General features: G+C 60.1%; 24 protein-coding genes. 18 read left to right on the top strand and 6 right to left on the bottom strand.

Translation table 11 applies throughout. From position 1 onward, the window contains the following. Positions 1-44 precede the first annotated feature (44 nt). Positions 45-1,523 carry a helicase HerA-like domain-containing protein gene (locus AC07W7_RS16970; protein WP_495039741.1) on the top strand — a complete coding sequence of 493 codons (1,479 nt, stop codon included), beginning with the start codon at positions 45-47 and terminating at the stop codon, positions 1,521-1,523. Positions 1,524-1,594: 71 nt separating this feature from the next. Here the strand turns inward: AC07W7_RS16970 and AC07W7_RS16975 are convergent, their stop codons facing one another. Continuing rightward, entirely contained in the window at positions 1,595-2,050 is a 456-nt protein-coding gene (locus tag AC07W7_RS16975; RefSeq protein ID WP_076961896.1) for a DUF721 domain-containing protein, read from the bottom strand. A 308-nt stretch (positions 2,051-2,358) separates the two neighbouring features. Here AC07W7_RS16975 and secA point away from each other — a divergent pair, with 308 nt between their 5' ends. The 3 genes from secA to AC07W7_RS16990 all read left to right on the top strand — a co-directional run bounded on the left by secA (position 2,359) and on the right by AC07W7_RS16990 (position 7,435). Then, positions 2,359-5,094: a preprotein translocase subunit SecA gene (secA, locus tag AC07W7_RS16980; RefSeq protein ID WP_169900222.1), complete on the top strand. Its 2,736-nt coding sequence runs from the start codon at positions 2,359-2,361 to the stop codon at positions 5,092-5,094. A 120-nt stretch (positions 5,095-5,214) separates the two neighbouring features. After that, complete coding sequence (gene argJ / locus AC07W7_RS16985) at positions 5,215-6,432, top strand: bifunctional glutamate N-acetyltransferase/amino-acid acetyltransferase ArgJ (protein ID WP_495039742.1); 1,218 nt, start codon at positions 5,215-5,217, stop codon at positions 6,430-6,432. Positions 6,433-6,490: 58 nt separating this feature from the next. Next, entirely contained in the window at positions 6,491-7,435 is a 945-nt protein-coding gene (locus tag AC07W7_RS16990) for a Nudix family hydrolase (protein WP_495039743.1), read from the top strand. A gap of 126 nt (positions 7,436-7,561) precedes the next feature. Here the strand turns inward: AC07W7_RS16990 and AC07W7_RS16995 are convergent, their stop codons facing one another. From AC07W7_RS16995 to AC07W7_RS17005, 3 genes are read right to left on the bottom strand one after another with little or no spacing between them, the layout of a single operon-like run. Next, positions 7,562-8,140, bottom strand: a complete 579-nt coding sequence (locus tag AC07W7_RS16995) for a cob(I)yrinic acid a,c-diamide adenosyltransferase (protein WP_032862480.1) — start codon at positions 8,138-8,140, stop codon at positions 7,562-7,564. Between the two features lie 19 nt (positions 8,141-8,159). Beyond that, positions 8,160-10,178, bottom strand: coding sequence for a sensor histidine kinase (locus AC07W7_RS17000; protein WP_495039744.1), 2,019 nt, complete (start codon positions 10,176-10,178; stop codon positions 8,160-8,162). A gap of 46 nt (positions 10,179-10,224) precedes the next feature. Then, positions 10,225-11,142, bottom strand: coding sequence for a putative 2-dehydropantoate 2-reductase (locus tag AC07W7_RS17005; RefSeq protein WP_169864513.1), 918 nt, complete (start codon positions 11,140-11,142; stop codon positions 10,225-10,227). A 137-nt stretch (positions 11,143-11,279) separates the two neighbouring features. Here AC07W7_RS17005 and AC07W7_RS17010 point away from each other — a divergent pair, with 137 nt between their 5' ends. Together AC07W7_RS17010 and AC07W7_RS17015 are read left to right on the top strand one after the other, a co-directional pair. Next, positions 11,280-11,765 carry a YajQ family cyclic di-GMP-binding protein gene (locus AC07W7_RS17010; RefSeq protein WP_057440144.1) on the top strand — a complete coding sequence of 162 codons (486 nt, stop codon included), beginning with the start codon at positions 11,280-11,282 and terminating at the stop codon, positions 11,763-11,765. A gap of 129 nt (positions 11,766-11,894) precedes the next feature. Next, the gene (locus AC07W7_RS17015) at positions 11,895-12,737 is read left to right on the top strand and encodes a mechanosensitive ion channel family protein (protein ID WP_076961902.1); all 843 of its coding nucleotides are present in this window, start codon (positions 11,895-11,897) and stop codon (positions 12,735-12,737) included. A 176-nt stretch (positions 12,738-12,913) separates the two neighbouring features. On the opposite strand, the gene AC07W7_RS17020 is transcribed toward AC07W7_RS17015, so the two are convergent. Next, positions 12,914-14,209, bottom strand: coding sequence for an OprD family porin (locus tag AC07W7_RS17020; protein WP_076961903.1), 1,296 nt, complete (start codon positions 14,207-14,209; stop codon positions 12,914-12,916). A gap of 730 nt (positions 14,210-14,939) precedes the next feature. Here AC07W7_RS17020 and AC07W7_RS17025 point away from each other — a divergent pair. Together AC07W7_RS17025 and AC07W7_RS17030 are read left to right on the top strand one after the other, a co-directional pair. Further along, positions 14,940-15,365, top strand: coding sequence for an HIT domain-containing protein (locus tag AC07W7_RS17025; protein ID WP_099168833.1), 426 nt, complete (start codon positions 14,940-14,942; stop codon positions 15,363-15,365). 3 nt (positions 15,366-15,368) lie between these two features. Continuing rightward, complete coding sequence (locus AC07W7_RS17030; protein WP_076961905.1) at positions 15,369-15,575, top strand: SlyX family protein; 207 nt, start codon at positions 15,369-15,371, stop codon at positions 15,573-15,575. 81 nt (positions 15,576-15,656) lie between these two features. Here AC07W7_RS17030 and AC07W7_RS17035 read toward each other — a convergent pair whose 3' ends face one another. After that, entirely contained in the window at positions 15,657-16,259 is a 603-nt protein-coding gene (locus AC07W7_RS17035; RefSeq protein ID WP_076961906.1) for a cold-shock protein, read from the bottom strand. A gap of 408 nt (positions 16,260-16,667) precedes the next feature. On the opposite strand from AC07W7_RS17035, the gene AC07W7_RS17040 reads away from it, so the two are divergent. The 10 genes from AC07W7_RS17040 (at position 16,668) to tolQ (ending at position 24,567) form a co-directional block, all read left to right on the top strand. Next, positions 16,668-17,141, top strand: coding sequence for a Dps family protein (locus AC07W7_RS17040; RefSeq protein ID WP_076961907.1), 474 nt, complete (start codon positions 16,668-16,670; stop codon positions 17,139-17,141). Positions 17,142-17,333: 192 nt separating this feature from the next. Then, positions 17,334-17,684 (top strand): ribbon-helix-helix domain-containing protein, encoded by a 351-nt coding sequence (locus AC07W7_RS17045; RefSeq protein ID WP_076961908.1) that lies wholly within the window; start codon positions 17,334-17,336, stop codon positions 17,682-17,684. Between the two features lie 163 nt (positions 17,685-17,847). After that, the gene (locus AC07W7_RS17050; RefSeq protein WP_029300317.1) at positions 17,848-18,069 is read left to right on the top strand and encodes an FmdB family zinc ribbon protein; all 222 of its coding nucleotides are present in this window, start codon (positions 17,848-17,850) and stop codon (positions 18,067-18,069) included. A gap of 110 nt (positions 18,070-18,179) precedes the next feature. Beyond that, positions 18,180-19,955, top strand: coding sequence for an aspartate--tRNA ligase (gene aspS, locus AC07W7_RS17055; protein ID WP_076961909.1), 1,776 nt, complete (start codon positions 18,180-18,182; stop codon positions 19,953-19,955). 135 nt (positions 19,956-20,090) lie between these two features. Further along, positions 20,091-20,837 carry a YebC/PmpR family DNA-binding transcriptional regulator gene (locus AC07W7_RS17060; RefSeq protein WP_076961910.1) on the top strand — a complete coding sequence of 249 codons (747 nt, stop codon included), beginning with the start codon at positions 20,091-20,093 and terminating at the stop codon, positions 20,835-20,837. 182 nt (positions 20,838-21,019) lie between these two features. Then, on the top strand, positions 21,020-21,544 hold the full coding sequence (gene ruvC / locus AC07W7_RS17065) for a crossover junction endodeoxyribonuclease RuvC (RefSeq protein ID WP_005790910.1): 525 nt from the start codon (positions 21,020-21,022) through the stop codon (positions 21,542-21,544). A 63-nt stretch (positions 21,545-21,607) separates the two neighbouring features. After that, complete coding sequence (ruvA, locus tag AC07W7_RS17070) at positions 21,608-22,219, top strand: Holliday junction branch migration protein RuvA (RefSeq protein ID WP_495039745.1); 612 nt, start codon at positions 21,608-21,610, stop codon at positions 22,217-22,219. Beyond that, the gene (gene ruvB / locus AC07W7_RS17075) at positions 22,220-23,278 is read left to right on the top strand and encodes a Holliday junction branch migration DNA helicase RuvB (RefSeq protein ID WP_029300308.1); all 1,059 of its coding nucleotides are present in this window, start codon (positions 22,220-22,222) and stop codon (positions 23,276-23,278) included. A gap of 136 nt (positions 23,279-23,414) precedes the next feature. After that, positions 23,415-23,870 (top strand): tol-pal system-associated acyl-CoA thioesterase, encoded by a 456-nt coding sequence (ybgC, locus tag AC07W7_RS17080; protein ID WP_057441374.1) that lies wholly within the window; start codon positions 23,415-23,417, stop codon positions 23,868-23,870. A gap of 1 nt (position 23,871) precedes the next feature. Further along, complete coding sequence (gene tolQ, locus AC07W7_RS17085; protein WP_029300305.1) at positions 23,872-24,567, top strand: protein TolQ; 696 nt, start codon at positions 23,872-23,874, stop codon at positions 24,565-24,567. Positions 24,568-24,580 lie beyond the last annotated feature (13 nt).

The raw sequence follows: 24,580 nt of genomic DNA on the forward strand, positions 1-24,580 counted from the left end.
CTGTATCGACCGTGCAGCGCTAAAGATTAATCATGGGTGACAAAATGCCTGACTCCTCGCAACTTCTTATTGGCGCAGACCTCGAAGGCCAACCTATCGCCCAGGCCATGCGCCTGGCTAACCGCCATGGCCTGATCGCCGGTGCCACGGGCACGGGCAAGACCGTGACGTTGCAGCGGCTGGCGGAGGCATTCAGCGATGCCGGGGTCGCGGTGTTCGCCGCAGATATCAAAGGTGACCTGTGTGGCCTGGGTGCCGCGGGTAACCCTCAAGGCAAGGTGGCCGAGCGTATTGCCGGCATGCCGTTCCTGAATTACGCGCCTAAGGCGTATCCGGTAACGTTGTGGGATATCCACGGTCAGTCCGGTCATCCGCTTCGTACAACCTTGAGTGAAATGGGCCCACTGTTGCTGGGCAGTCTGTTGGAACTGACCGACAGCCAACAGTCGACGTTATATGCGGCGTTTAAAGTGGCCGATCGCGAGGGCTTGCTGCTGCTGGATCTCAAGGACCTCAAGGCCCTGCTCAATCACCTCAAGTTCCATCCCGAGCTGCTGGGTGACGATGCGGCCCTGATGACCACCGGCTCCAGCCAGGCTTTGCTGCGGCGCCTGGCCGTGCTGGAACAGCAGGGCGCCGAGGCCCTGTTCGGCGAGCCGGCGCTGCAACTGGAAGATATTCTGCAACCGGCCAGCGATGGGCGGGGGCGTATTCACCTGCTGGATGCCAGCCGCCTGGTGCACGAGTCGCCCAAGGTCTACGCGACCTTCCTGCTGTGGTTGCTGGCGGAGTTGTTCGAGCAGTTGCCGGAGCGCGGCGACGCCGACAAGCCGCTGCTGGCGCTGTTTTTCGACGAGGCGCATTTGCTGTTTGCCGATACCCCCAAGGCCTTGCAGGACCGCCTGGAGCAAGTGGTACGGCTAATTCGTTCCAAAGGCGTGGGGGTGTATTTTGTCACCCAGTCGCCGGGCGACTTGCCGGACAACGTACTGGCCCAGTTGGGCTTGCGGATCCAGCATGGGCTGCGGGCGTTTACCACCAAGGAGCAAAAATCCCTGCGGGCGGTGGCGGATGGTTTCCGGCCTAACCCGGCGTTCGATGCGCTGGCGGTGTTGACCGAGCTGGGTACGGGTGAGGCGCTGGTGGGCACGCTGCAGGAAAAAGGTACGCCAGAGGTGGTCCAGCGGGTGCTGGTCGCGCCGCCGCAATCGCGGATCGGGCCGTTGACCGCCGCCGAGCGTGCGGCATTGATCGCCAGTTCGTCGCTGTTGGGGCGCTACGACAAGCCGGTTGATCGGGAGTCAGCCTATGAGGTGCTGATGGCCCGCAAGGCGCTGGGGCCAGAGGAGGGGGCCGCGCCTGCCGCTGAAGAGCCGAGCTTCACCGACAAGGCCGGGGCGTTCCTGGGCACGGCTGCGGGCAAGGCCCTCAAGTCTGCGATGCAGCAGGCGGCCAACCAGATGGGGCGTCAGTTGGTGCGTGGGCTGCTGGGGTCTTTGCTTGGCGGTAGCAAGCGCAAGTAGCCAGCAAGGTCTATGCAACTCAATGTAGGAGCGGGCTTGCCCGCTCCTACACTATTTAGGTTGTGCAGTTTTCAGGCCTTGGGCTTGGCATGACTGGCCAAGCGCTCCAGCGCCGCGCGCAACTTCGGATCTGTAATCCCGTCCGCCGTCGCCTGGATGGTTTCGGCGGCATTCACCGACAAATCCATGGTATGGCCCACCGCACCTTGCGGCACGGTGGGTGGCTGGACCTTGAACTGGATGCGCAGCAGGCTCTCAAATACCTCAAACGCCTGTAGCTGGCGCTGCAGGCGTTTTTGCTGGTAGCGCAGGCGGGTCGCCCAATGCCCGTCGGTGACGATCAGCAGGAGCGTGCCTTCGCGCCACGAGGCCACATGGCAGTGCTCGCGGGCCGCAGGTTGCAGCTGGCTTTCCAGCAGGCGTTGCAGATGGCCCAGGCGTTGCGCATGGCCAAAGATGGCTTTTAAAGGCTTGGCTTCGCGCAGCAACACGGCGGGAGCACGGGCCGTAAGAGGGCGAAATGCCATGATCTAGACACCTTAGGTAACAGAGCCGCCATGGTAGCAGAAAGCGTGTGCGGCACCGTGGTCATTGCTTTGTCAGCAGTTTATCCATTAAATCAATAAGTAACTTCTCGCTCGAATGGGTTGAAGTTCAGCAAAAAGCCCTTATTTTAAACAAGCCCTCCCGGAACGCTGTGCCTGCATCGTGGAACAACGCCACTTTCCTCACCCTCGTTTCCGGGTAGAATGCTCGTTCGCATGCGGCCGTGAGGGCTGCTCGGGCGACTTACGGGGCGCCCCTTCATCCCTAATGTGTGGAAGAACCTGCCGATATGTTTGCGCCTTTGTTAAAGAAACTTTTTGGAAGCAAGAATGAGCGCGAAGTCAAACGCATGCTCAAGACGGTGCAGCTGGTCAATGCCCTCGAAGAGCAGATGGTTGCCCTGTCGGACGAGCAATTGCGCGCCAAGACCGAAGAGTTCAAGGCCCGCATAGCCAAAGGTGAAACCCTCGACAAGCTGCTGCCCGAAGCCTTTGCGGTCGCCCGCGAAGCCGGCAAGCGGGTGATGGGCATGCGCCACTTCGACGTCCAGTTGATCGGCGGCATGACCCTGCATGAAGGCATGATTGCCGAAATGCGTACCGGTGAAGGCAAGACCCTGGTGGCAACCCTGGGCGTTTACCTCAATGCACTGTCCGGCAAGGGCGTGCACGTTGTGACGGTGAACGACTACCTGGCCCGCCGGGACGCCAACTGGATGCGCCCGCTGTATGAGTTCCTCGGCCTGAGCGTCGGCGTCGTGACGCCGTTCCAGCCGCCGGAAGAGAAGCGCGCCGCCTACGCTGCCGATATTACCTACGGCACCAACAACGAATTCGGTTTCGACTACCTGCGCGACAACATGGCGTTCAGCATGGAAGAAAAATTCCAGCGCGAACTCAACTTTGCCGTGATCGACGAAGTCGACTCCATCCTGATCGACGAAGCCCGTACCCCGCTGATCATCTCCGGCCAGGCCGAGGACAGCTCGCGCCTGTACACCGAGATCAACAAGCTGATCCCGCGCCTTGAGCAACATATCGAGGAAGTGGAAGGCGTGGTGACCAAAGAAGGTCATTACTCCATCGACGAGAAGACCCGCCAGGTCGAGCTCAACGAAGCCGGTCACCAGTTCGTCGAAGAAATGCTGACCCAGATCGGCCTGCTGGCCGAAGGCGAAAGCCTGTACTCGGCACACAACCTGGGCCTGCTGACCCACGTGTATGCCGGCCTGCGCGCCCACAAGCTGTTCCACCGCAACGTCGAATACATCGTCCAGGACGGCCAGGTGGTACTGGTCGACGAGCACACCGGCCGTACCATGCCCGGTCGTCGTTTGTCCGAAGGCCTGCACCAGGCCATCGAGGCCAAGGAAGTGCTCAATATCCAGGCCGAGAGCCAGACGCTGGCCTCGACCACCTTCCAGAACTACTTCCGCCTGTACAACAAGCTGTCCGGCATGACCGGTACCGCAGATACCGAAGCGTTCGAGTTCCACCAGATCTACGGTCTGTCGGTGATGGTCATCCCGCCGAACAAGCCACTGGCGCGTAAAGACTACAACGACCTGGTGTTCCTGACCGCGGACGAGAAATACGCGGCCATCGTCGCCGATATCAAGGAATGCATGACCCACGGCCGTCCGGTCCTGGTGGGTACGGCAACCATCGAAACCTCCGAGCACATGTCGAACCTGCTCAACAAGGAAGGGATCGAGCACAAGGTCCTCAACGCCAAGTTCCACGAAAAAGAAGCCGAGATCATTGCCCAGGCCGGTCGCCCAGGCGCACTGACCATCGCCACCAACATGGCCGGTCGTGGTACCGATATCCTGTTGGGCGGCAACTGGGAAGTGGAAGTGGCCTCCCTGGACAACCCGACCCCTGAGCAGATCGCCCAGATCAAGGCCGACTGGCAGAAACGTCACCAGGCGGTGCTGGAATCCGGTGGTTTGCAGGTGATCGCGTCCGAACGTCACGAATCGCGGCGTATCGATAACCAGTTGCGTGGCCGTGCCGGTCGCCAGGGTGACGCCGGTTCCAGCCGTTTCTACCTGTCCCTGGAAGACAGCCTGATGCGTATCTTTGCCTCGGATCGGGTGAAGAACTTCATGAAGGCCCTGGGGATGCAGTCTGGCGAAGCCATCGAGCACCGCATGGTGACCAACGCCATCGAAAAGGCTCAGCGCAAGGTCGAAGGCCGTAACTTTGACATTCGTAAGCAACTGCTGGAGTTCGATGACGTCAACAACGAACAGCGTAAAGTGATTTATCACATGCGTAACACGTTGCTGGCCGCCGACAACATTGGCGAAACCATCGCCGACTTCCGCCAGGACGTGCTCAACGCCACCGTCAGTGCCCATATCCCGCCACAGTCCCTGCCTGAACAGTGGGATGTTGCCGGCCTGGAAGCGGCGTTGAAGAGCGACTTCGGTGTCGACTTGCCGGTCCAGCAATGGCTCGACGAAGACGATCACCTGTACGAAGAGACCCTGCGCGAAAAACTGATGGCCGAACTGCTGGCCGCGTACAACGAGAAAGAAGAGCAAGCCAGTGCCGAAGCGCTGCGCACCTTCGAGAAGCAAATCGTTCTGCGCGTGCTGGACGACCTGTGGAAAGACCACCTGTCGACCATGGACCACCTGCGTCACGGTATCCACCTGCGTGGCTACGCCCAGAAGAACCCGAAGCAGGAATACAAGCGCGAGTCGTTCACGCTGTTCTCCGAGCTGCTGGATTCGATCAAGCGCGATTCGATTCGTGTGCTGTCCCACGTTCAGGTGCGCCGCGAAGACCCGATCGAGGAAGAAGCCCGTCTGCGTCAGGAAGCCGAAGCCCTTGCCGCGCGCATGCAGTTCCAGCATGACGAAGCGCCAGGCCTTGAGTCGCCGCAAGTGCTGGGCGAAGAGGTTGATGTGGCCCTGGCCCAGGCGCCGGTGCGCAACGAGCAGAAGCTGGGCCGCAACGAGCCGTGCTGGTGCGGTTCGGGCAAGAAGTTCAAACACTGCCACGGCGAAATCAACTAAGATTTTTGCCTGACGCTGCAATACCCCGCGCCGCGACCGGCATCAGCCGTCGCGGCGTTTTGCCATTTATTCACCGTCGACGACGACGGTGCAGACATCACATCGTTAAGGAGCGCATTCATGGCTGTTGGTCTTGGTCCTTTGCCCACGTTGCACCCGGTTGCCGGTTTTGAACTCGGTATCGCTTCGGCCGGTATCAAGCGTCCCGGGCGCAAGGACGTGGTAGTGATGCGCTGTGCCGAAGGCTCGACCATCGCGGGTGTGTTCACCCTGAACGCGTTTTGCGCCGCGCCCGTGATCCTCGCCAAGCAACGGGTCGAAGGCCCGGTGCGTTACCTGCTGACCAATACCGGTAATGCCAACGCCGGCACCGGCGAGCCTGGCCTGGCCGCTGCCGCGCGCACTTGTGCCAAGCTGGCGGAGTTGACCGGTGTGGATGCCAGCCAGGTGCTGCCGTACTCCACCGGGGTGATCGGCGAGCCGTTGCCCGTGGAAAAAATCGAAGGCGCCCTGCAAGCCGCGCTGGACGACCTGTCGGTGGATAACTGGGCGGCCGCGGCCACCGGGATCATGACCACCGACACCTTGCCCAAGGGCGCCAGCCGTCAGTTCGTGCATGACGGCGTGACCGTGACCGTGACCGGCATCAGCAAGGGCGCGGGCATGATCCGTCCGAACATGGCGACCATGCTCGGCTACATCGCCACCGACGCCAATGTCTCCCGTGACGTGCTGCAAAACCTGATGCTCGATGGCGCCAACAAATCGTTCAACCGCATCACTATCGACGGTGATACCTCGACCAACGACTGCTGCATGTTGATTGCCACCGGTAAAGCCGACCTGCCGCAAATCACCTCGTCCAACGGCCCGCTGTTCGCAGCGTTGAAGCAGGCGGTATTTGAAGTGTGCATGGAGGTGGCCCAGGCCATCGTGCGCGATGGCGAAGGCGCGACCAAGTTCGTCACCGTGCAAGTCAACGGCGGCGGCAATCACCAGGAATGCCTGGACGTCGGCTACACCGTGGCCCACTCGCCACTGATCAAGACCGCATTGTTTGCGTCCGACCCGAACTGGGGCCGGATCCTCGCGGCGGTTGGCCGTGCCGGCGTGCCGAACCTGGATGTGAGCAAGATCGACGTGTTCCTCGGCGATGTGTGCATCGCCAGCCGTGGCGCCCGTGCCGAGACCTACACCGAAGCCCAGGGCTCGGCGGTGATGCAGCAGGAGGAAATCACCATCCGTATTGAGCTGGGCCGTGGTGAGTGCAGCGAAACCATCTGGACCACCGACCTGTCCCACGAATACGTGAAGATCAACGCCGAATACCGTACTTGATACCTGCCCGGGGCATTGGCAATGCCCCGGCAGGCGCCGGCTTAGAGGACGTAATACCGTGAAACGAGTTCATGTAGCAGCCGCAGTCATTCGCGGTACCGATGGCCGGATTCTGCTGGCGCGTCGTGCAGATACCCAGCACCAGGGCGGCCTCTGGGAGTTTCCCGGTGGCAAAGTGGAGGCCGATGAGTCGGTTGTCACTGCACTGGGGCGAGAGCTGCAAGAGGAGTTGGGCATCCAGGTCATCACGGCGCGGCCGTTGATCCAGGTCCAGCATGATTACCCGGACAAGCAGGTGCTGTTGGATGTCTGGGAGGTCTCGGCGTTTACCGGCGAGCCCCATGGCGCGGAAGGGCAGCCCCTGGAATGGGTCGCGCCACGGGACTTGCAGAACTACGAATTTCCAGCGGCCAACGCGCCCATCGTTGCGGCTGCGCGTTTGCCCGCCGGCTACCTGATTACCCCGGGCGAACTGGAAACCCCGGTGCTGTTGCGTGGTATCCAGAAAGCCATTGCCGGTGGCATCAAGCTGATCCAGCTGCGCGCGCCCAATGGCTACGACCCCAAGTACCGCGACCTGGCGGTGGACGCCGTGGGCCTGTGTGCTGGCAAGGCGCAATTGATGCTCAAGGGGCCGTTTGAATGGCTCGGTGACTTCCCAGCAGCGGGCTGGCACATGACCTCGGCGCAACTGCGCAAGTACGCCAGCAAGGGCCGGCCGCTGCCCAAGGACCGCTGGTTGGCGGCGTCTTGCCACAATGCTGAGGAACTGGCACTGGCCGAATTGATGGATGTGGATTTTGTCACCCTGTCGCCGGTGCAGCCGACCCAGACTCATCCCGATGCGCAACCCTTGGGTTGGGAGCAGGCGGCGCAGTTGATCAAGGGCTTCAGCAAGCCGGTGTTCCTGTTGGGTGGGGTTGGGCCTGACGAGCGGCAGAAGGCCTGGGAGAGCGGGGCGCAGGGTGTTGCGGGAATTCGGGCGTTCTGGCCTGAGGTGTGAGTCGTCAGTGCTGGCCCCATCGCAGGCAAGCCAGCTCCCACATTGGAATGTATTCACACATCAAAATGTGGGAGCGGGCTTGCCCGCGATGAGGTCCCATCAGGCAATACAAAACCCCGCAGAATCTCAGTGCGGCTTGGCCGCCGCCTGCCACAAAATCTCCGCAACCCCCTGCCGCCGGGCAATCACCCTCGCTGCCACAAACAGCAAGTCCGATAACCGATTGATATACGCCAACCCCACCCCCTCCAACGGTTCCAGCGCATTCAATTGCTGGCAACGCCGCTCGGCGCTGCGGGCCAGGCTGCGGCATACATGGGCCTGGGCAATCAGCGCTGAACCGCCGGGCAGGATGAAGTTTTCCAATGGCCCGACTTCTTCATTCCAGCGATCAATCGCGGCTTCCAAGCGGTCCACCTCGCCCGCATTAAGTGCCTTGTAGACCGGCATCGCCAACTCACCCCCCAGGTCAAACAGTCGATGCTGGCAGGGTGTCAGTACCTCGATCACATCCTTCAGGGCTGGATGCTGGCCACTTTGCTCCTCAAGCCCGGCCAGCAGCAGGCCCAGTTGGCTGTTGAGGCTGTCCACTTCACCGATCGCCTCCACCCGGGGGTGATCCTTGGGCACGCGGCGACCGTCACCCAGGCCGGTTTCGCCTTTGTCGCCGGTACGGGTGTAAATTTTCGACAGGCGAAAGCCCATGGTCAGTGCTCCAGTTGAGTCAGTTCGTGGGGGCAAGCTGGCTGCCGGCCAACGGCAGGCGCAAGGTAAAGCAGGTGCCCTGGCCCAGGGTGGAGTGAACCTCCATCTGGCCCTTGTGATTGTTGGTGATGATGAAGTACGAGACCGACAGGCCCAGCCCCGTGCCCTGGCCGATCTCCTTGGTGGTGAAGAAGGGCTCGAACGTGCGTTTGCGCACGTTCTCACTCATGCCGATGCCATTGTCCTCCACCTGGATCTCGGCCCAGGGCGGGTTGAGCCGGGTGCGCAGGATGATGCGCCCCGGCTCGCTGTCGTCTTCGCGCAGGTGGATGGCCTGGGCGGCGTTTTTCAGCAGGTTGAGCAGTACCTGTTCCAACTCGTTGGCGGTGCCTGGGACCGGGCCCAGCAACGGGTCGAACTGGCGAGTGATCGCCTGGCCCTTGAAGTCGAAACCGATGGCCAGGTCGAAGTCGTTGCCGGCAATCTCCACGGCCTGGTCGATCAGCGCCGGCAGATCGCACGGTGCCATCTGGCGGTTGCTGCGGCGGCTGAAACTGAGCATATGGGTGACGATTTTTGCCGCGCGGGCCCCGGCTTGCTGGATGCCGTCAAGCAGTTGTGGCACTTCACGGCTTTGCAGGTAGCGGTTGACCGTTTCCAGTTCCACGCCCACCTGCTCGGCGTGCTCCAGGTTTTTCGGCAGTTCTGCCGACAGGCGCCGGCGAATGTTCTGTACGTTATGCAGGATCGCCCCCAGGGGGTTGTTGATCTCGTGGGCCATGCCCGCCGCCAGCCCGCCAACGGACAGCATCTTCTCCGATTGCACCATCATCTCTTCAAGGGACAGGCGCTGGGTGATGTCATCGATACGGATCACCACCCCGCGCCCGGCGCCGCCCATCAGCGGGTAAAAGGTCAGGGCATAGTGCTTGGGTTCGTCGTCCTTGATCCAGGTGACGCGCTCGATGCGTTCCACGGTGTGTTGTTCCACCGCAGCCTTGAGCTGGGGCAGGTAGGGCTTGAGCGGTTCAAAGGCAAGGAAGATCGGCTGGTTCAGCGCTTCGTCCAGGCGTGTGCCCGACAGGGCGCTGGCTTCCTGGTTCCATTGTGTGACGTAGAGCTGCTCATCCAGGGCGATCAGGGCGGAGGGCATGGAGTCGATGATGCTGTTGAGATAATTCTGGAAACCGGTGAGTTTTTTCTCGATCTTGCTGCGCACCTGCACTTCCAGCTCCAACTTGCGGTTGGTATGCCGGGTTTCTTCGGCCAGGCCCTGGGCCTGGTCATAGGCGGCCTGGGAATCGTCCCGTGCGCGCTTGAGCTGCTGCTCCCGGGCTTCGATGCGCGACAGCATGGTATTGAACGCTTCGGCCAGGCTGCCGATTTCGTCATGGTTGCCGCGACTGGCCCGCAGGGCGTAGTTCTCTTCGCGGGTCACCTGGCGCGACAACTCTTCCAACTCGTGGATGGGGCGGGTAATCAGGCGCTTGATTTGCCGGGCAATGACCATCCACAGCAGGATGCTGAAAATCAGGATACCCAGGCTGGCGGTCAGGGTGCCGGTGTAGAAGGCAACCGGCAGTTCGCTGCTGGCCACCAGCAGCAGATGCCCCGAGGGCAAGCCGGGGCGGGGCAGGGTGATGACTTGGTTACTGCGAAACTCGGTGACCCGCCAGGCTTCGATATCGCGATAGTGCGTCGGCAGTTGCAGGCGGTCACCCTGTTGTAGCTGCGCCAGGCGATTGCCTTGCGCGTCGTACAGGGCTGCGGCCCGTAGTGGCGAATAGCTGGTCAGCTCATTGAGCAGGGCGTCGGCCTCGGCAGGAGAGTCCAGGGCTTGCGCGGCGAGGGCCGGGTTGGAAACCAGCCGGCCAATGGCCTGCAACGCCTGGGGGGCCATGCTTTCCTGGGAGATCCAGTAGGCGGCGCTGATAAAGGTCAGGTTGGCCACCAGCAGCACGGTGGTCAGCAGTACCAGCAGGGCCGCCAGCAGTTTCTGCCCAACGGGGAGATTTTCGAGACGCTGGCGCAGTGGCATCAGGTTGTTCGCAGGCAAGGATCAAGTGGGCAGGGTAGCGCGTGCCTCAGTCGCTGGGCAATCCGCGTGCGTCCAGGTCGCCGGCCAGGCGCACATGCAGTTGTTGCAGGTGTGGCAGGCTCAGGCGATGGCGCAAGGCCGCCTGGCAGGCATGGCCGAGCAGATAGCTGATCTCGGTGCGCCGCCCATTGGCCACATCCTGATACATCGACGAGAAATTGGCTGCCGTCGCCTGGATCACCCGCTCCACTTCAGCCTGAAGGTCCTCGGCCGCCGCAGGCTGGCCGCAGCATGCCAGCAGTTCGGCGAGTTCGGCACACAGGGTTGCCACCTCGCATTGATGCGCCTGCAGCCCGCCATTGCGGCATTGATAGAGCACGGTCAGTGGATTGATTGCACAGTTGAGGGCCAGTTTTCGCCAGAGGCGCGTGAGGATGTCGGTGCTCCACTGGTGCGCAATGCCGGCAGCGTGCAAGTCGTCCAGCCACAGCGGCGCCGTGGGATGGGTGGCGTCACCCAGCCAGGTAAAACCATGGCCGGCGAAGACCACGCTGCCATCGCCCTGGCGAAATGCACCCTCGGTGCTGGAGGCGAAGATACAGCGCGCCTGGGGTAGTTGGGCGGCAACTGCATCCTGGCTGCCCAGGCCGTTCTGCAGCAGGATCAGCTCGGCGTTGGGTGTCAGGCGTCGGGCCAGTTGTGCGACGGCGCCAGGTGCGTCGTAGGCTTTACACGCGACCAGCAGGCGATCAATTGGCTCGGGGCTGTCGGATGTTTGTGCAATCACCGGATAAACCTGGGCATGCCCCTGCTCGATCAGGGTCAGCCCGGGAGAGGCCCGGTAGCTGGCCAGGCGCGCCTGATCCCGCAGGATCAGCGTGACGGGCAGGCCGGCGCGGGCCAGGCGTGTGGCCCATAATGTGCCGAGACTGCCTGCGCCGAGGATATGCCAGGTGGTGGACATCAATTTTGCTCCGTCGGCCTTTGGGTGAGCCAAGCAGCTCGGGGTAAAGAGTCGTTATAATGCCCCGGCATTTTACCCGCAAGCCAGGCGCGCTCCATCTCTACTGAGCCGCGCCCCTTTTTTATTGGAGAAACTACATGCCGTCGTTCGACGTGGTATCTGAACTGGACAAGCACGAAGTCACCAACGCCGTCGAGAACGCCGTCAAGGAGCTGGACCGTCGTTATGACTTGAAAGGCAAGGGCAGCTTCGAGTTCAAGGAAAAGGAACTGACGGTCAACCTGACCGCTGAAGCCGACTTCCAGCTCGAAGCGATGATCGAGATCCTCAAGCTGGCCCTGGTCAAGCGCAAGATCGATGTGCAGTGCCTTGAAGTCAAGGATGCCTATGCTTCGGGCAAGTTGATGAAACAGGAAGCCGTGCTCAAGGAAGGTATCGACAAGGAGCTGGCGAAGAAAATCGTGGCCCACGTCAAGGATGCCAAGCTCAAGGTCCAGGCCGCGATCCAGGGCGAGCAGGTGCGTATCACCGGCAAGAAGCGCGATGACTTGCAGGACGCGATTGCCGCCCTGCGCGCCAAGACCTTCGATATGCCGCTGCAGTTCAATAACTTTCGCGACTGATCCGGTTTTGGGGAACCCGTAGGGGTTTTCGACGTCCCACGCCCCAGCCTCTGCAGAAACGATTGAGCCCTTCGGGGCTCAATTGCTGTGGCGACCTTTATTGCAGTTCGGTAAACAGAGAGAATCTAGATGGACTTGAACGCTGAAGTGGATCAATTGATCAAGGCTTCCCAAGCCTGGGTCCCCATGATCATGGAATACGGCAGCCGGGTATTGCTGGCGGTGCTGACCCTGGCCATTGGCTGGTGGCTGATCAACAAACTGACTCACAAGGTAGGGCGCCTGCTGGCTCTGCGCAATGCCGACCTGGCATTGCAGGGCTTTGTGACCAGCCTTGCGAACATCGTGCTCAAGGTGATGCTGATTGTCAGCGTAGCCTCGATGATCGGCGTTGAAACCACCTCGTTCGTTGCCGCAATTGGTGCCGCGACCCTGGCCATCGGCCTGGCGTTGCAAGGCAGCCTGGCCAACTTTGCTGGCGGTGTGCTGATCCTGCTGTTCCGGCCATTCCGTATCGGTGACTGGATCGAAGCCCAGGGCACCTCGGGCACCGTCGATAGCATCCAGATCTTCCACACGGTGATCCGTACCGGCGATAACAAGACGGTCATCGTGCCTAACGGCATCTTGTCCAACGGCATTATCACCAACACCAATCGCCAGCCGACCCGCAAGGTGATATTTGACGTGGGGGTCGACTACGAAGCCGACCTGCAAAAGGCTCGCGCCGTGTTGCTGGAGCTGGCCAAGGACCCACGGGTTCTGGCAGACCCTGAGCCGGTTGCCGTGATTTCGACCCTGGGCGACAGTTCCATCACGGTTTCCCTCCGGGTATGGACCAAGACTGCGGATTATTGGGACGTGCTGTTCATGTTCAATGAACTGGCGCGGGATCGTTTGAAAGCGGCCGGGATTGATATCCCATTCCCGCAGCGCGTTATTCGCGTGATGCAGGAAGCCTCTGCCAAGTAATAAGCGAAGCGAGGATCAAACTTGGCTGAAGGGTCAAGTTTGAGCGCAATAATAAACTCGATAGCTAGCTTGCTAGTTATTTGGTCGGTAGAAATATAAGTGCAATAAAAAAGCCGCTCACGGATTAAAAGTGAGCGGCTTTTTTATTAAGGGCCAAAGCCCTCGGGCATCGTTGATTACAAGATGTTCAGCGGGTATTGCGCGATCAGGCGCAGTTCGTCGATAGACGAAGAACCGTAGTAAACGCCATCAGACGAACGATAAGTCGCTTGGCGAATACGCAGGCTCAGGTCTTTGGCCGGGCCGCTCTGGATCACGTACTTGGCTTCGAGGTCGCGTTCCCACTCTTTACCGTTCGAGGTGGTGGCCATGTTGGCACCGCTACCCGTTACGTAAGCTGCCAGGAAGCTCAGGCCTGGTACACCGAAGGTGGCCATGTCGAGGTCGTAGCGAGCCTTGAACGACTTCTCGCCTTCGGCGTTGAAGTCGGAACGCGCGACGGAGTTGGCCAGGAAGACGGTGCCACCGCCATCGATGCCGTAGGCGTAGTCGCCATCACCGGTGACTTTCTGCGCTGCCAGGGTGAAGGTGTGCGCACCGATGGTGTAGGCACCCTGCAAGCTGAATGCACGGTTGTCGATTTTGGTAACGTCGTCTTTGTAGGCGCGTTGCAGGCCGGCACCCTCGCTCTTGGTGTCGTAGATGTTGAAGTCGACAGCCACCGACTGGTCAGCGCCCAGGGCGTGGGTCCAGTTGACGTTGGCGTAGTATTTGCGCCAGTAGTCTTCGACTTTCGAGTAGTAGAGGCTGGTGGTGAACTCAGGCGTCCAACCGTAGGTGCCACCCACGAAGTTGGCTTGCTTGATGCCGCGGGAGGTTTCAGGGAAGTCGAGGATACTGTCCTTGAAGGTCTGGGCCTGGGCAACGCTGGAGGTGAAGTGACCGGCTTCGAGCTTGAGGTCCTTGATCTCGTTGCTGACGAGCGAGATACCTTGTGGCAGCTCCGGCAGCAAGCGACTGTCGTCGGACGCGAACACCGGTGCGGTGGTGTATTGGTCACCGACTTTCAGCACGGTATTGGAGAGGCGGAACTTGATGGCGCCGCCGCCCTTGGAGTATTGATCCTGCGAGCGGCCGTCCGAGCCTTCGGGGAACAAGCCAGTGCCATTACGGCCTTTGCCACTGTCCAGCTTCACGCCCAGCAGGCCAATCACGTCAACACCCACACCCACGGTGCCCTGGGTGAAGCCCGATTGGTACAGGCCGTTGAAGCCCAGGCCGGTTTCATTGCTGTAGCTTTGGCCGGTTTCGTTGTTGCGGTTGTCCCGGCGGAAGTTCAGCAGGCGAGTGTTGATGCTGAAGGTGCTGTCTTCAACAAAGCCTTTGGCATCATCTTGAGCGGATGCCATTGCGAACTGCGAGGTGCCTGCTGAAACAGCCAGGGCGATCATGCTCCACTTCATCACGCGCATCGTGATTTGCTCCTTTGGTTTTAGGAAGAGTACTGCCGTCCCACCTGATTTTTTTTGTCTGGGCGGCTCTTTCTTTTTTGTGACAACGTAAACTTATAGCACGCTGGCAATAATTGGCGATACTTGCACATCTATCCTTTCTGCTTCTTTACGAGGCTGTCGTAAATTGCTAGATCCATGTCGCAAATCTACAGTCTTTTTGTAACCAGACTGACAACTTCAATACCGTGTTTAATACCCTGGAAAAGGGTAGGAAATACCCCTCCTCAAAGTTTAAAACTTTTTATTTGCGTATTGACTCACTGTTCTTTTTATCGTGAAACACTGCCTTCCTGGCAGGTGTGGTTGTCGACGATATGGGAGTGAATGCAACAAGCGTGCACAAACTGCCAGGCGGATGTCATTTTTTCGTGAAAAATGTGCTGGATTTGTGAAAGGCTCATGGCCACGGGCGTTTCGCGTGGTTTTTTTTGGAATTTTGGGGCGTGGTTGTGCGGGATTTTGAACGGATAAAAAGATGCGACTGTCAGAAATGTTACCGGTTCACCCTTGAAAGTGAGTAATCGGCGGATAGTCCTTGCTCAAGGCGGGGCATAAAAGACTCATTTTGGTGCGTCGGTGCCCGGCAGTGGGATTGCTCGCAGGTGGCGAGCGGATTGCCCCGTGAAGCAGCCGCCATTCGCAGGTATGCTGGGCGCCTGAAACTGACTAGCCGAACGGAGTGACTGCGGTGTTCGCCTTGGATCCACGTCTGCAAAACGACACCTTGCCCATCGGGGAATTTCCCCTGTGCCGGCTGCTGCTGTCCAACGATTCAAACTACCTGTGGCTTATCCTGGTGCCGCGTATTGCGGGCATCAGCGAAGTGTTCCAGCTCGATGCCGGTGACCAGTCCCGGTTGTGGCACGAAACCACCACCTTGGCGCAGTTGCTCAATGCAGGGTTCGATGCCGATAAAATGAACATTGGCGCGCTGGGCAATGTGGTCAACCAGTTGCATATGCACGTGATTGTGCGCAAGCGCGACGATGCGGCCTGGCCTGCCCCAGTCTGGGGCAGGCACCCGGCAGTGCCTTATACCGACGCTCAGGTCGCGGTGATCCGTGCCCGTCTGCGCCAGTTGTTGCCCCCCGACTTCACTTTTGCCCAGGACTGAGCCATGGACCTGCAAGACCGCGTGACGGACCTTGAGAGCCGCCTGGCTTTCCAGGACGACACCATCGAGACACTCAATGACATCCTGGTCGCCCAGCAGCGGGCGGTAGAGCGCCTGCAATTGCAGATAACGGCCTTGCTCAAGCGCCAGGAAGAAATGGGCGGGCAGTTCGAGTCTTCCGAGGAAGAGGCGCCGCCGCCCCATTACTGATGCCTGGATAAACCCCAGGCGATAAAAAACCGCGATGCAGTCTCGACTGCATCGCGGTTTTTTTTGGAGCCTGGTCTGGGGTCAGCGACGCGGCAGGGCGGCGATCACGTCTTCAGCTTGCAGGCCTTTGTCACGGTTCATCACGGAGAACTCCACGCGCTGGCCTTCCACCAGGACGCGATGGCCTTCGCCGCGAATGGCCCGGAAGTGGACGAAGATATCGTCGCCCGAGTCCCGGGAAATAAAGCCGAAGCCTTTGGAGGTGTTGAACCACTTGACGGTCCCGGTATCCCGGTTGGTCATATCGTAGTTTTGCGAGGTGGCCGGGGCCGATGCACGGTAGAAACTGATGGCCAGGTGAAGAACGATAGCCACAACAGCAATGGCCAGGCTGAGCAGGATGGCTGGATGGCCGCCGACTTCAGGCATGGGGGCCAGGAGGGTGAGGGTTTGTACGACGACGGTCAGTACCAGCAATGCGCTGACCAGGTTTTGCAGTTGATGGCGTGTGCCTTTGTTCCAGTAGGGAATCACTGGCGCCAGCGTCAGGTTGAGAAGGCCGAACAGAGCCAGGTACAGCGCGTCGTGTTGTTGCAGGTACGGCAGGCTTTCTGGTTGCAGGCTAGGGATAAAGGACAGCAGCAACGCTGCAGCGCCCGTTAGCAGGTGGACGATTTTCAACATTTTAATTAACTCACGTTAAGACGGATCACAAGGAAGAGCTGACTGGCACGGTTCGCTTCTGAACAATGGGAGGCGTTGGGCACGTGCGCGATTTTCAGCCTATGCCGCTTACCACAGGAAATAGCGGCGGCGACACGCTGCCTATTTAACAGCAAAGCCTGTGCCTTCTCAAATCAAGCGTTTCAAGGCGTTGCGAAGATTATGGCATTTGTGCGGCAAACGCTTGTCCTAGACAGGTGCGCGGTTTTTTCAGGGCGCCGGGCCTTGTCGCTCGTGCATCAAGCGTGATGCAAAGAGGCGATTTGTCGCAGGCTTCCTGCGGCGCGAGGGCTGCGCAAGGCGGGTACTCTTGCTAGAGTGGGTAAGCGCCTGATCAATGAATTTTCATCACAATTGAAGGGAATAAACATGGCAATCGATATCGGTATCAGCGAAGAAGATCGTAAATCCATTGTTGACGGACTTTCACGGCTGCTTTCAGATACCTATGTACTCTATCTGAAAACCCATAACTTTCATTGGAACGTTACAGGGCCGCAATTTCGTACATTGCACTTGATGTTTGAAGAGCAATATAACGAACTGGCGCTGGCCGTCGACTCCATTGCCGAGCGTATTCGTGCCCTGGGCTTTCCTGCACCGGGTGCCTACTCTATCTATGCCCGTCTGTCTTCGATCAAGGAAGAAGAAGGCGTACCCAGCGCTGAAAACATGATCAAGCAACTGGTTGATGGCCAGGAAGCCGTTACCCGCACGGCCCGCGGGATCTTCCCGTTGCTCGATAAAGTCAGTGATGAGCCCACCGCAGACTTGCTGACCCAGCGCATGCAGATTCACGAAAAAACCGCCTGGATGCTGCGTGCGCTGCTCGAAAGCAAGTAAGCACCGCAGGCCAGTGGTGCCTGGCAGGCGCCACTGGCTTCACCTGGTTGCTTCCTGATCCATACGTTGGCTTGTCCTACGAACCGCGACTCTCCGTCTTCTGGCTGCCTTTGCCTGCTTGATGTTTTATAGGCTCAACGGTCAATAACAGCCGTTTATTCAAGAGCCGTTTGGCAAGGGAGTGTCAAGTGTATGTCGCGTAGTATGGGTAAAGGTGTGCTGGAAACTTCCGGCGTCTACAAGATAAAGATCGACCCCTTCGTCAAAGGGTTCGATATGGCGCTGGCCCGGCCATTATCGCGTTCTGTCCGGTTGAATGGTTTCTCAACATGCCTGCGGCTTGAAGAAGTGTATTGGAATATCCTTGGCGAGATCGCCAGGATCAATACCTGTTCGGTCAGTGCGCTGCTGTCTTACGTCGATCGCGAAGTGCACCTGCGTTATGGCGGGGTCAAGAATTTCAGCGGCCTGGTCAGGGTGGTGTGTGTGGTTCATGCGTTGAAAGGGCAGGTATCCACCGCAGATCAGGCTGGGGTTATGTAGCCGGGTTACCCTGTATCAGAGGGGCCGGAGTGTTTCTATAGCGTGTGCTGCGCGTTGCCACGGCTGCACAGCCTCGATTTAACGGATATAATCTCGCCCTTTGCTGCGCATACCGGCTGGTACGGGGCGTGGCGCAGCAGTGATGTGATCGCCGAGATATTCCATGCCCATGTACGATTACCAATGCGCTTCCTGTGGTCATCAGTTGGAAGCCATTCAAAAGATCAGCGACGCGCCGTTGGTCGACTGCCCTGCTTGCCGGGCGCCCGAGCTGAAAAAGATGTTGTCCATGCCGGGCTTTCGCCTGAGCGGTAGCGGCTGGTACGAGACCGACTTCAAGACCGGCGCCAAGAAGAACCTGGCGGGCGGCGACAAAGCAGACTGAGTTGAACTCTACGCGCGAGCTCCTGCATTATCCGTGGCCTGACTTAAAAGGTGCGGTGTCCGGGCAGGAACTCCACCGAATTTCGAATTACGAGAAGTGAAACCACTACCATGATGCGCAGCCACTATTGCGGCCAACTGAACGAGACCCTGGAAGGTCAGGAAATCACCCTTTGCGGATGGGTTCACCGTCGCCGCGACCATGGCGGGGTGATTTTCCTCGATATCCGTGATCGTGATGGTCTGGCCCAGGTGGTATTCGACCCGGATCGCGCCGAGAGCTTCGCTGCCGCCGACCGCGTGCGCAGCGAGTACGTCGTGAAAATCACCGGCAAGGTCCGCCTGCGTCCGGCCGGTGCCACCAACGCCAACATGGCGTCGGGCATGATCGAAGTGCTGGGCTACGAGCTGGAAGTGCTGAACGAGTCGGAAACCCCGCCGTTCCCACTCAACGAGTTCTCCGACGTTGGCGAAGAAACCCGCCTGCGTTATCGCTTCCTCGACCTGCGTCGCCCGGAAATGGCCGAAAAGCTGCGCCTGCGTTCGCGCATGACCACCAGCATCCGTCGTTTCCTCGACGAGAACGGCTTCCTCGACGTCGAGACGCCGATCCTGACCCGGGCCACGCCGGAAGGCGCCCGTGACTACCTGGTGCCAAGCCGTACCCACGCCGGTAGCTTCTTCGCCCTGCCGCAATCGCCGCAGCTGTTCAAGCAACTGCTGATGGTCGCCGGCTTCGACCGTTACTACCAGATCGCCAAGTGCTTCCGCGACGAAGACCTGCGCGCCGACCGCCAGCCGGAATTCACCCAGATCGACATCGAGACCAGCTTCCTCGATGAAAAAGAGATCATGGGCCTGACCGAAGAAATGATCCGCAACCTGTTCAAGGAAGTGCTGGGCCTGGAATTCGGCGAGTTCCCGCACATGACCTTTGAAGAAGCCATGCGCCGCTACGGTTCCGACAAGCCAGACCTGCGTAACCCGCTGGAACTGGTCGACGTTGCCGACCAGCTCAAGGAAGTCGACTTCAAGGTGTTCAGCGGCCCGGCCAACGACCCGAAATGCCGCATCGCCGCACTGCGTGTGCCAGGCGGGGCGAGCATGCCGCGCAAGCAGATCGACGACTACACCAAGTTCGTCGGCATCTACGGCGCCAAGGGCCTGGCGTACATCAAGGTCAACGAGCGCGCCAAGGGTGCTGAAGGCCTGCAGTCGCCTATCGTCAAGAACATCCCGGAAGACAAGCTCAATGTGATCCTCGACCGCGTTGGCGCAGTCGATGGCGATATCGTGTTCTTCGGCGCCGACAAGGCCAAGATCGTCAGCGAAGCCCTGGGCGCGCTGCGGATCAAGCTGGGCCACGACCTCGACCTGCTGACCTGCAAGTGGGCACCGATGTGGGTCGTCGACTTCCCGATGTTTGAAGAGAACGACGACGGCAGCTTCAGCGCCCTGCACCACCCGTTCACCGCACCCAAGTGCACGCCGCAAGAGTTGGAAGCCAACCCGGCGGGCGCTCTGTCCCGTGCCTACGACATGGTGCTCAACGGCACTGAGCTGGGTGGCGGTTCGATCCGTATCCACCGCAAAGAGATGCAGCAGTCGGTCTTCCGCCTGTTGGGCATCAACGAAGCGGAACAGGAAGAGAAGTTCGGCTTCCTGCTCGACGCCCTGAAATATGGCGCTCCACCCCACGGTGGCCTGGCCTTCGGCCTTGACCGCCTGGTGATGCTGATGACCGGTGCCCAGTCGATCCGTGAAGTGATTGCCTTCCCGAAAACCCAGAGTGCTGCGGACGTCATGACCCAGGCTCCGGGTGTGGTGGATGCCAAGGCGCTGCGCGAGCTGCACATCCGCCTGCGCGAGGCGCCGAAGGCTGAGTAAGGCTGCGGCGTGAAAGCGCGATAAGGTTGTACGCAGTCAAAAAGGCGCATCTTCGGATGCGCCTTTGCGTTTAAAAGAGGGAAATCCCGCCTGGGGCGGGATTGAAAGGTTTCTAGAGAATTTCGGAGTTGTGTTATGGCTGGCCATTCCAAGTGGGCGAACATCAAGCACCGCAAAGAGCGTCAGGATGCCAAGAAAGGCAAGATCTTCACCAAGTGGATTCGCGAACTGACCGTCGCTGCCCGCCAGGGCGGCGGTGATCCAGGCTCCAACCCGCGCCTGCGCCTGGCCTTGGACAAGGCCCTGGGCGCCAACATGAGCCGCGATATCATCGACCGCGCCGTGGCCCGTGGGGCCGGCGCGGCAGATACCGACGACATGGTCGAACTGACCTATGAAGGTTACGGCCCGGGCGGCGTCGCGGTGATGGTCGAATGCATGACCGACAACCGAAACCGTACTGCAGCGGCCGTGCGCCATGCCTTCAGCAAGTGCGGCGGCAACCTGGGGACGGATGGTTCGGTGGCCTATCTGTTCGAGCGCAAGGGCCAGATCACCTTTGCACCCGGCACGGATGAAGACGCCCTGATGGAAGCCGCGATGGAGGCGGATGCCGACGACGTGGTGACCAACGAAGACGGCTCCATCGACGTGTTCACCTCGTTCGCCGGCTTCTATGCGGTGCGTAACGCCCTGGAAGCGGCTGGCTTCAAAGGCACCGACGCGGAAATCGTCATGCTGCCGACCACCAGCGCCGAACTGGACCTGGATGGCGCGCAAAAGGTGCTCAAGATGCTGGATATGCTTGAAGACCTGGATGATGTGCAGAACGTCTACTCCAACGCCGACATTCCAGAATCTGTCGCCGAACAGCTTTCTTAACCGCAACACCGATCCAATGTGGGAGCTGTCTCGCCCGGCGAGGCTGCGATGCAGGCAGCGCGCAGTGTCGGGTGTACCGCGGCGATACCATCGCAGCCTCGCCGGGCGAGACAGCTCCCACAGGATTTCATGTCGCCCTGCATGTTTTATGCTGGCTTTTGTTCACTCTATCTGCAGGCGTTATGACTTTAATCCTAGGTATCGACCCCGGTTCGCGCATCACCGGCTTTGGCGTGGTGCAGCAGACCCCGCGTGGCTGCATCTACGTCGCCTCGGGGTGTATCCGTACCGGCGCCGGGGAACTGGCCGAGCGCTTGCAGATCGTCTACCGCGGCGTGCGCGAAGTGATCCAGACCTACGGGCCGGTGACCATGGGCATTGAAAAGGTGTTCATGGCCAAAAACGCTGACTCGGCCCTGAAGCTGGGCCAGGCCCGGGGCGCGGCGATTGTCGCCGGTGCGGAGGAGGGCATGGAAATCGCCGAATACACCGCGACCCAGGTCAAGCAGGCCGTGGTCGGCACCGGCGCGGCCAATAAAGAGCAGGTGCAGATGATGGTCATGCATATGCTCAAGCTCACCTCCAAGCCACAGATCGACGCTTCTGACGCCCTGGCCATTGCCATTTGCCATGCGCACACCCGGTCCAGCCTGCTGCCCCATGGCCTCGGCACGGCACGCAGTCGTGGCGGGCGCCTGCGTCTCTGATAGCATCAGCGCAATCGTTATGGTCGGGCCTCAATCTGACCTCAAGCTTTAAGGATCTGAACCGTGATTGGACGCTTGCGCGGCACCCTGGCTGAGAAACAGCCGCCGCACCTGATTCTGGATGTAAACGGGCTGGGGTATGAGCTGGAAGTGCCCATGACCACCCTGTACCGCCTACCGTCGGTCGGTGAGCCGATAACCTTGCACACCCATCTGGTGGTGCGCGAAGACGCGCAACTACTCTATGGTTTCATCGGCAAGCGCGACCGCGACTTCTTCCGCGAGCTGATCCGCCTCAATGGCGTAGGCCCGAAACTGGCCCTGGCCTTGATGTCGAGCCTGGAAGTGGACGAGCTGGTACGTGCCGTTTCGGCCCAGGACACCTCGGCGCTGACCAAGGTGCCGGGGGTCGGTAAAAAGACTGCTGAGCGCCTGCTGGTGGAACTCAAGGACCGCTTCAAGGCCTGGGAAGTGGCGCCAAGCATGTTTACCCTGGTGCCGAACCAGCCGGATATGCCGGCGACCCAGGTCGCCAGTGCCGAAAGCGATGCCGTCAATGCGCTGATCTCCCTGGGCTACAAGCCCCAGGAGGCCGGCAAGGCCGTGTCGGCCATCAAGGACAAGAACCTGAGCGCAGAAGACATGATCCGCCGAGCCCTGAAGGGAATGATTTAAGTGATTGAAGCTGATCGTCTGATTGCGGCCACCGGCCCTCGCGACCGCGAAGAGGTCCAGGACCGGGCCATCCGCCCTCTGAGCCTTGCCGACTACATCGGCCAGCCCACCGTGCGCGAGCAGATGGAGCTGTTCATCCAGGCGGCGCGCGGGCGTGCCGAGTCCCTGGACCACACGTTGATCTTCGGCCCGCCGGGGCTGGGTAAGACCACCCTGGCCAATATCATCGCCCAGGAAATGGGGGTGTCGATCAAGAGCACCTCCGGCCCGGTGCTGGAACGCCCGGGCGACCTGGCCGCGCTGTTGACCAATCTTGAGCCCCATGACGTGCTGTTTATCGACGAAATCCATCGGCTTTCGCCCATCGTCGAAGAAGTGCTGTACCCGGCCATGGAGGATTTCCAGCTGGATATCATGATTGGCGAAGGCCCGGCGGCGCGCTCGATCAAGCTCGACCTGCCGCCCTTCACCCTGGTCGGCGCCACCACCCGTGCCGGCATGCTGACCAACCCGTTGCGAGACCGTTTCGGCATTGTTCAACGTCTAGAGTTCTATAGCACTGCCGATCTGGCGACGATTGTCAGCCGTTCGGCAGGGATTCTTGGCCTGCCGCTGGACCCGGAAGGCGCCTTCGAGATTGCCCGCCGGGCCCGGGGCACGCCGCGGATCGCCAACCGCTTGCTGCGCCGGGTGCGCGATTTTGCCGAGGTGCGGGCCAAGGGCCATATCACCAAGGCCGTGGCCGACCTGGCGCTGAACCTGCTGGATGTTGATGAGCATGGTTTCGACCACCAGGACCGGCGCCTGCTGCTGACCATGATCGAGAAGTTCGACGGCGGGCCGGTGGGTGTGGACAGCCTGGCGGCGGCGATCAGTGAGGAGCGCCATACCATCGAGGATGTGCTGGAGCCGTACCTGATTCAACAGGGTTACATCATGCGTACGCCGAGGGGGCGTGTGGTCACGCGCCATGCGTATTTGCACTTTGGGTTAAACATTCCGTCACGATTGGGGGAGATGCCTGTGGTAGACGAATTCCTCGATGCAGTGGACGATTAAAGGCATGAGCGGTCGATTTATTCGACGTTTGTGCTGTCCTAGTGGCTGGCGTCGTCATTCTTTCGTTAGAAATGCTGCTGAGAATGAAAAACAGTTGCCTGGCCGGATTGGCAACCTGAGGAGTAAGCACTAGAGTATGCGCGCGCAAAACGGGGATCAGTCGTTCGCACATCGCTGTCGCGTTTATTACGAGGACACCGATGCGGGCGGCATCGTGTATTACGTCAATTACCTAAAGTTTATGGAGCGGGCTCGAACCGAGCGGCTACGGGAACTGGGCTTTGCCCAATCCCAGCTGGCAGGGGAGGACCTGTTATTTGTCGTGCATTCCAGCGAGGCCCGTTACTACGCGCCGGCGCGACTGGACGATGAATTGCTGGTCAGCGCAGAAGTAATCGAATTGAACCGTGTCAGCCTGCGCTTTAAACAGCAGGTCAGGCGGGCAACGGATGCAACGCTGCTCTGCGAGGGGCAGTTCCTGGTGGCGTGTGTGCGCACCAACAGTTTGAAACCCAGGGCCATTCCCGAAACTCTACGTGCGGCCTTTGCCAACGTGAGCGGCGCGGGTCAACAATCAAAGCAGGAGATTTAGCGTGGAACCTACCGTCGTCGACCATTCCTCCATGTGGAGCCTGGTCAGCAATGCCAGTGTCGTGGTTCAACTGGTCATGCTGACCCTGGTAGCCGCATCGGTTACCTCATGGGTCATGATTTTTCAGCGTAGCAACCTGCTGCGCGCCGGTCGACGTGCCCTGGAGAGCTTTGAAGAGCGCTTCTGGTCGGGTATCGACCTGTCCAAGCTGTATCGCCAGGCGGGCAGCAACCCGGACCCGGATTCGGGCGTCGAGCAGATCTTCCGCGCCGGTTTCAAGGAATTCTCCCGCCTGCGCCAGCAGTCCGGCGTTGACCCGGAAGCGGTCATGGAAGGCGTGGCCCGTGCCATGCGCGTAGCGATCTCGCGCGAGGAAGAAAAACTCGAGCAGAGCCTGCCATTTTTGGCCACCGTCGGTTCGGTCAGCCCGTATATCGGTCTGTTCGGTACCGTATGGGGCATCATGAACTCCTTCCGTGGCCTGGCAACGGCCCAGCAAGCGACCCTGGCCACCGTGGCCCCGGGTATCGCCGAAGCGCTGATCGCCACTGCCATCGGCCTGTTCGCTGCAATCCCCGCAGTAATCGCCTACAACCGTTTCGCCGCCACCAGCGAAACCCTGATTGGCCGTTACTACACCTTCGCCGATGAATTCCAGGCGATCCTGCACCGTAAAGTGCACACCAGCGAAGAATAAGCAGGTAATTCCC

This window comes from Pseudomonas sp. GW821-FHT01D09, from assembly GCF_059422465.1.

Bases quoted from the DNA above. Each gene is read 5' to 3' on its own strand.
- AC07W7_RS16970 (WP_495039741.1), top strand. From the start codon at position 45: ATGCCTGACTCCTCGCAACTTCTTATTGGCGCAGACCTCGAAGGCCAA.
- AC07W7_RS17010 (WP_057440144.1), top strand. From the start codon at position 11,280: ATGCCGTCGTTCGACGTGGTATCTGAACTGGACAAGCACGAAGTCACC.
- AC07W7_RS16995 (WP_032862480.1), bottom strand. From the start codon at position 8,140: ATGGGCTTTCGCCTGTCGAAAATTTACACCCGTACCGGCGACAAAGGC.
- AC07W7_RS17035 (WP_076961906.1), bottom strand. From the start codon at position 16,259: ATGTTGAAAATCGTCCACCTGCTAACGGGCGCTGCAGCGTTGCTGCTG.
- AC07W7_RS16975 (WP_076961896.1), bottom strand. From the start codon at position 2,050: ATGGCATTTCGCCCTCTTACGGCCCGTGCTCCCGCCGTGTTGCTGCGC.
- ybgC (WP_057441374.1), top strand. From the start codon at position 23,415: ATGCGCGCGCAAAACGGGGATCAGTCGTTCGCACATCGCTGTCGCGTT.
- AC07W7_RS17045 (WP_076961908.1), top strand. From the start codon at position 17,334: ATGTCGCGTAGTATGGGTAAAGGTGTGCTGGAAACTTCCGGCGTCTAC.
- AC07W7_RS17015 (WP_076961902.1), top strand. From the start codon at position 11,895: ATGGACTTGAACGCTGAAGTGGATCAATTGATCAAGGCTTCCCAAGCC.
- AC07W7_RS17005 (WP_169864513.1), bottom strand. From the start codon at position 11,142: ATGTCCACCACCTGGCATATCCTCGGCGCAGGCAGTCTCGGCACATTA.
- AC07W7_RS17000 (WP_495039744.1), bottom strand. From the start codon at position 10,178: ATGCCACTGCGCCAGCGTCTCGAAAATCTCCCCGTTGGGCAGAAACTG.
- argJ (WP_495039742.1), top strand. From the start codon at position 5,215: ATGGCTGTTGGTCTTGGTCCTTTGCCCACGTTGCACCCGGTTGCCGGT.
- AC07W7_RS17060 (WP_076961910.1), top strand. From the start codon at position 20,091: ATGGCTGGCCATTCCAAGTGGGCGAACATCAAGCACCGCAAAGAGCGT.
- AC07W7_RS17040 (WP_076961907.1), top strand. From the start codon at position 16,668: ATGGCAATCGATATCGGTATCAGCGAAGAAGATCGTAAATCCATTGTT.
- secA (WP_169900222.1), top strand. From the start codon at position 2,359: ATGTTTGCGCCTTTGTTAAAGAAACTTTTTGGAAGCAAGAATGAGCGC.
- AC07W7_RS17020 (WP_076961903.1), bottom strand. From the start codon at position 14,209: ATGCGCGTGATGAAGTGGAGCATGATCGCCCTGGCTGTTTCAGCAGGC.
- AC07W7_RS17030 (WP_076961905.1), top strand. From the start codon at position 15,369: ATGGACCTGCAAGACCGCGTGACGGACCTTGAGAGCCGCCTGGCTTTC.
- aspS (WP_076961909.1), top strand. From the start codon at position 18,180: ATGATGCGCAGCCACTATTGCGGCCAACTGAACGAGACCCTGGAAGGT.
- AC07W7_RS17050 (WP_029300317.1), top strand. From the start codon at position 17,848: ATGCCCATGTACGATTACCAATGCGCTTCCTGTGGTCATCAGTTGGAA.
- ruvC (WP_005790910.1), top strand. From the start codon at position 21,020: ATGACTTTAATCCTAGGTATCGACCCCGGTTCGCGCATCACCGGCTTT.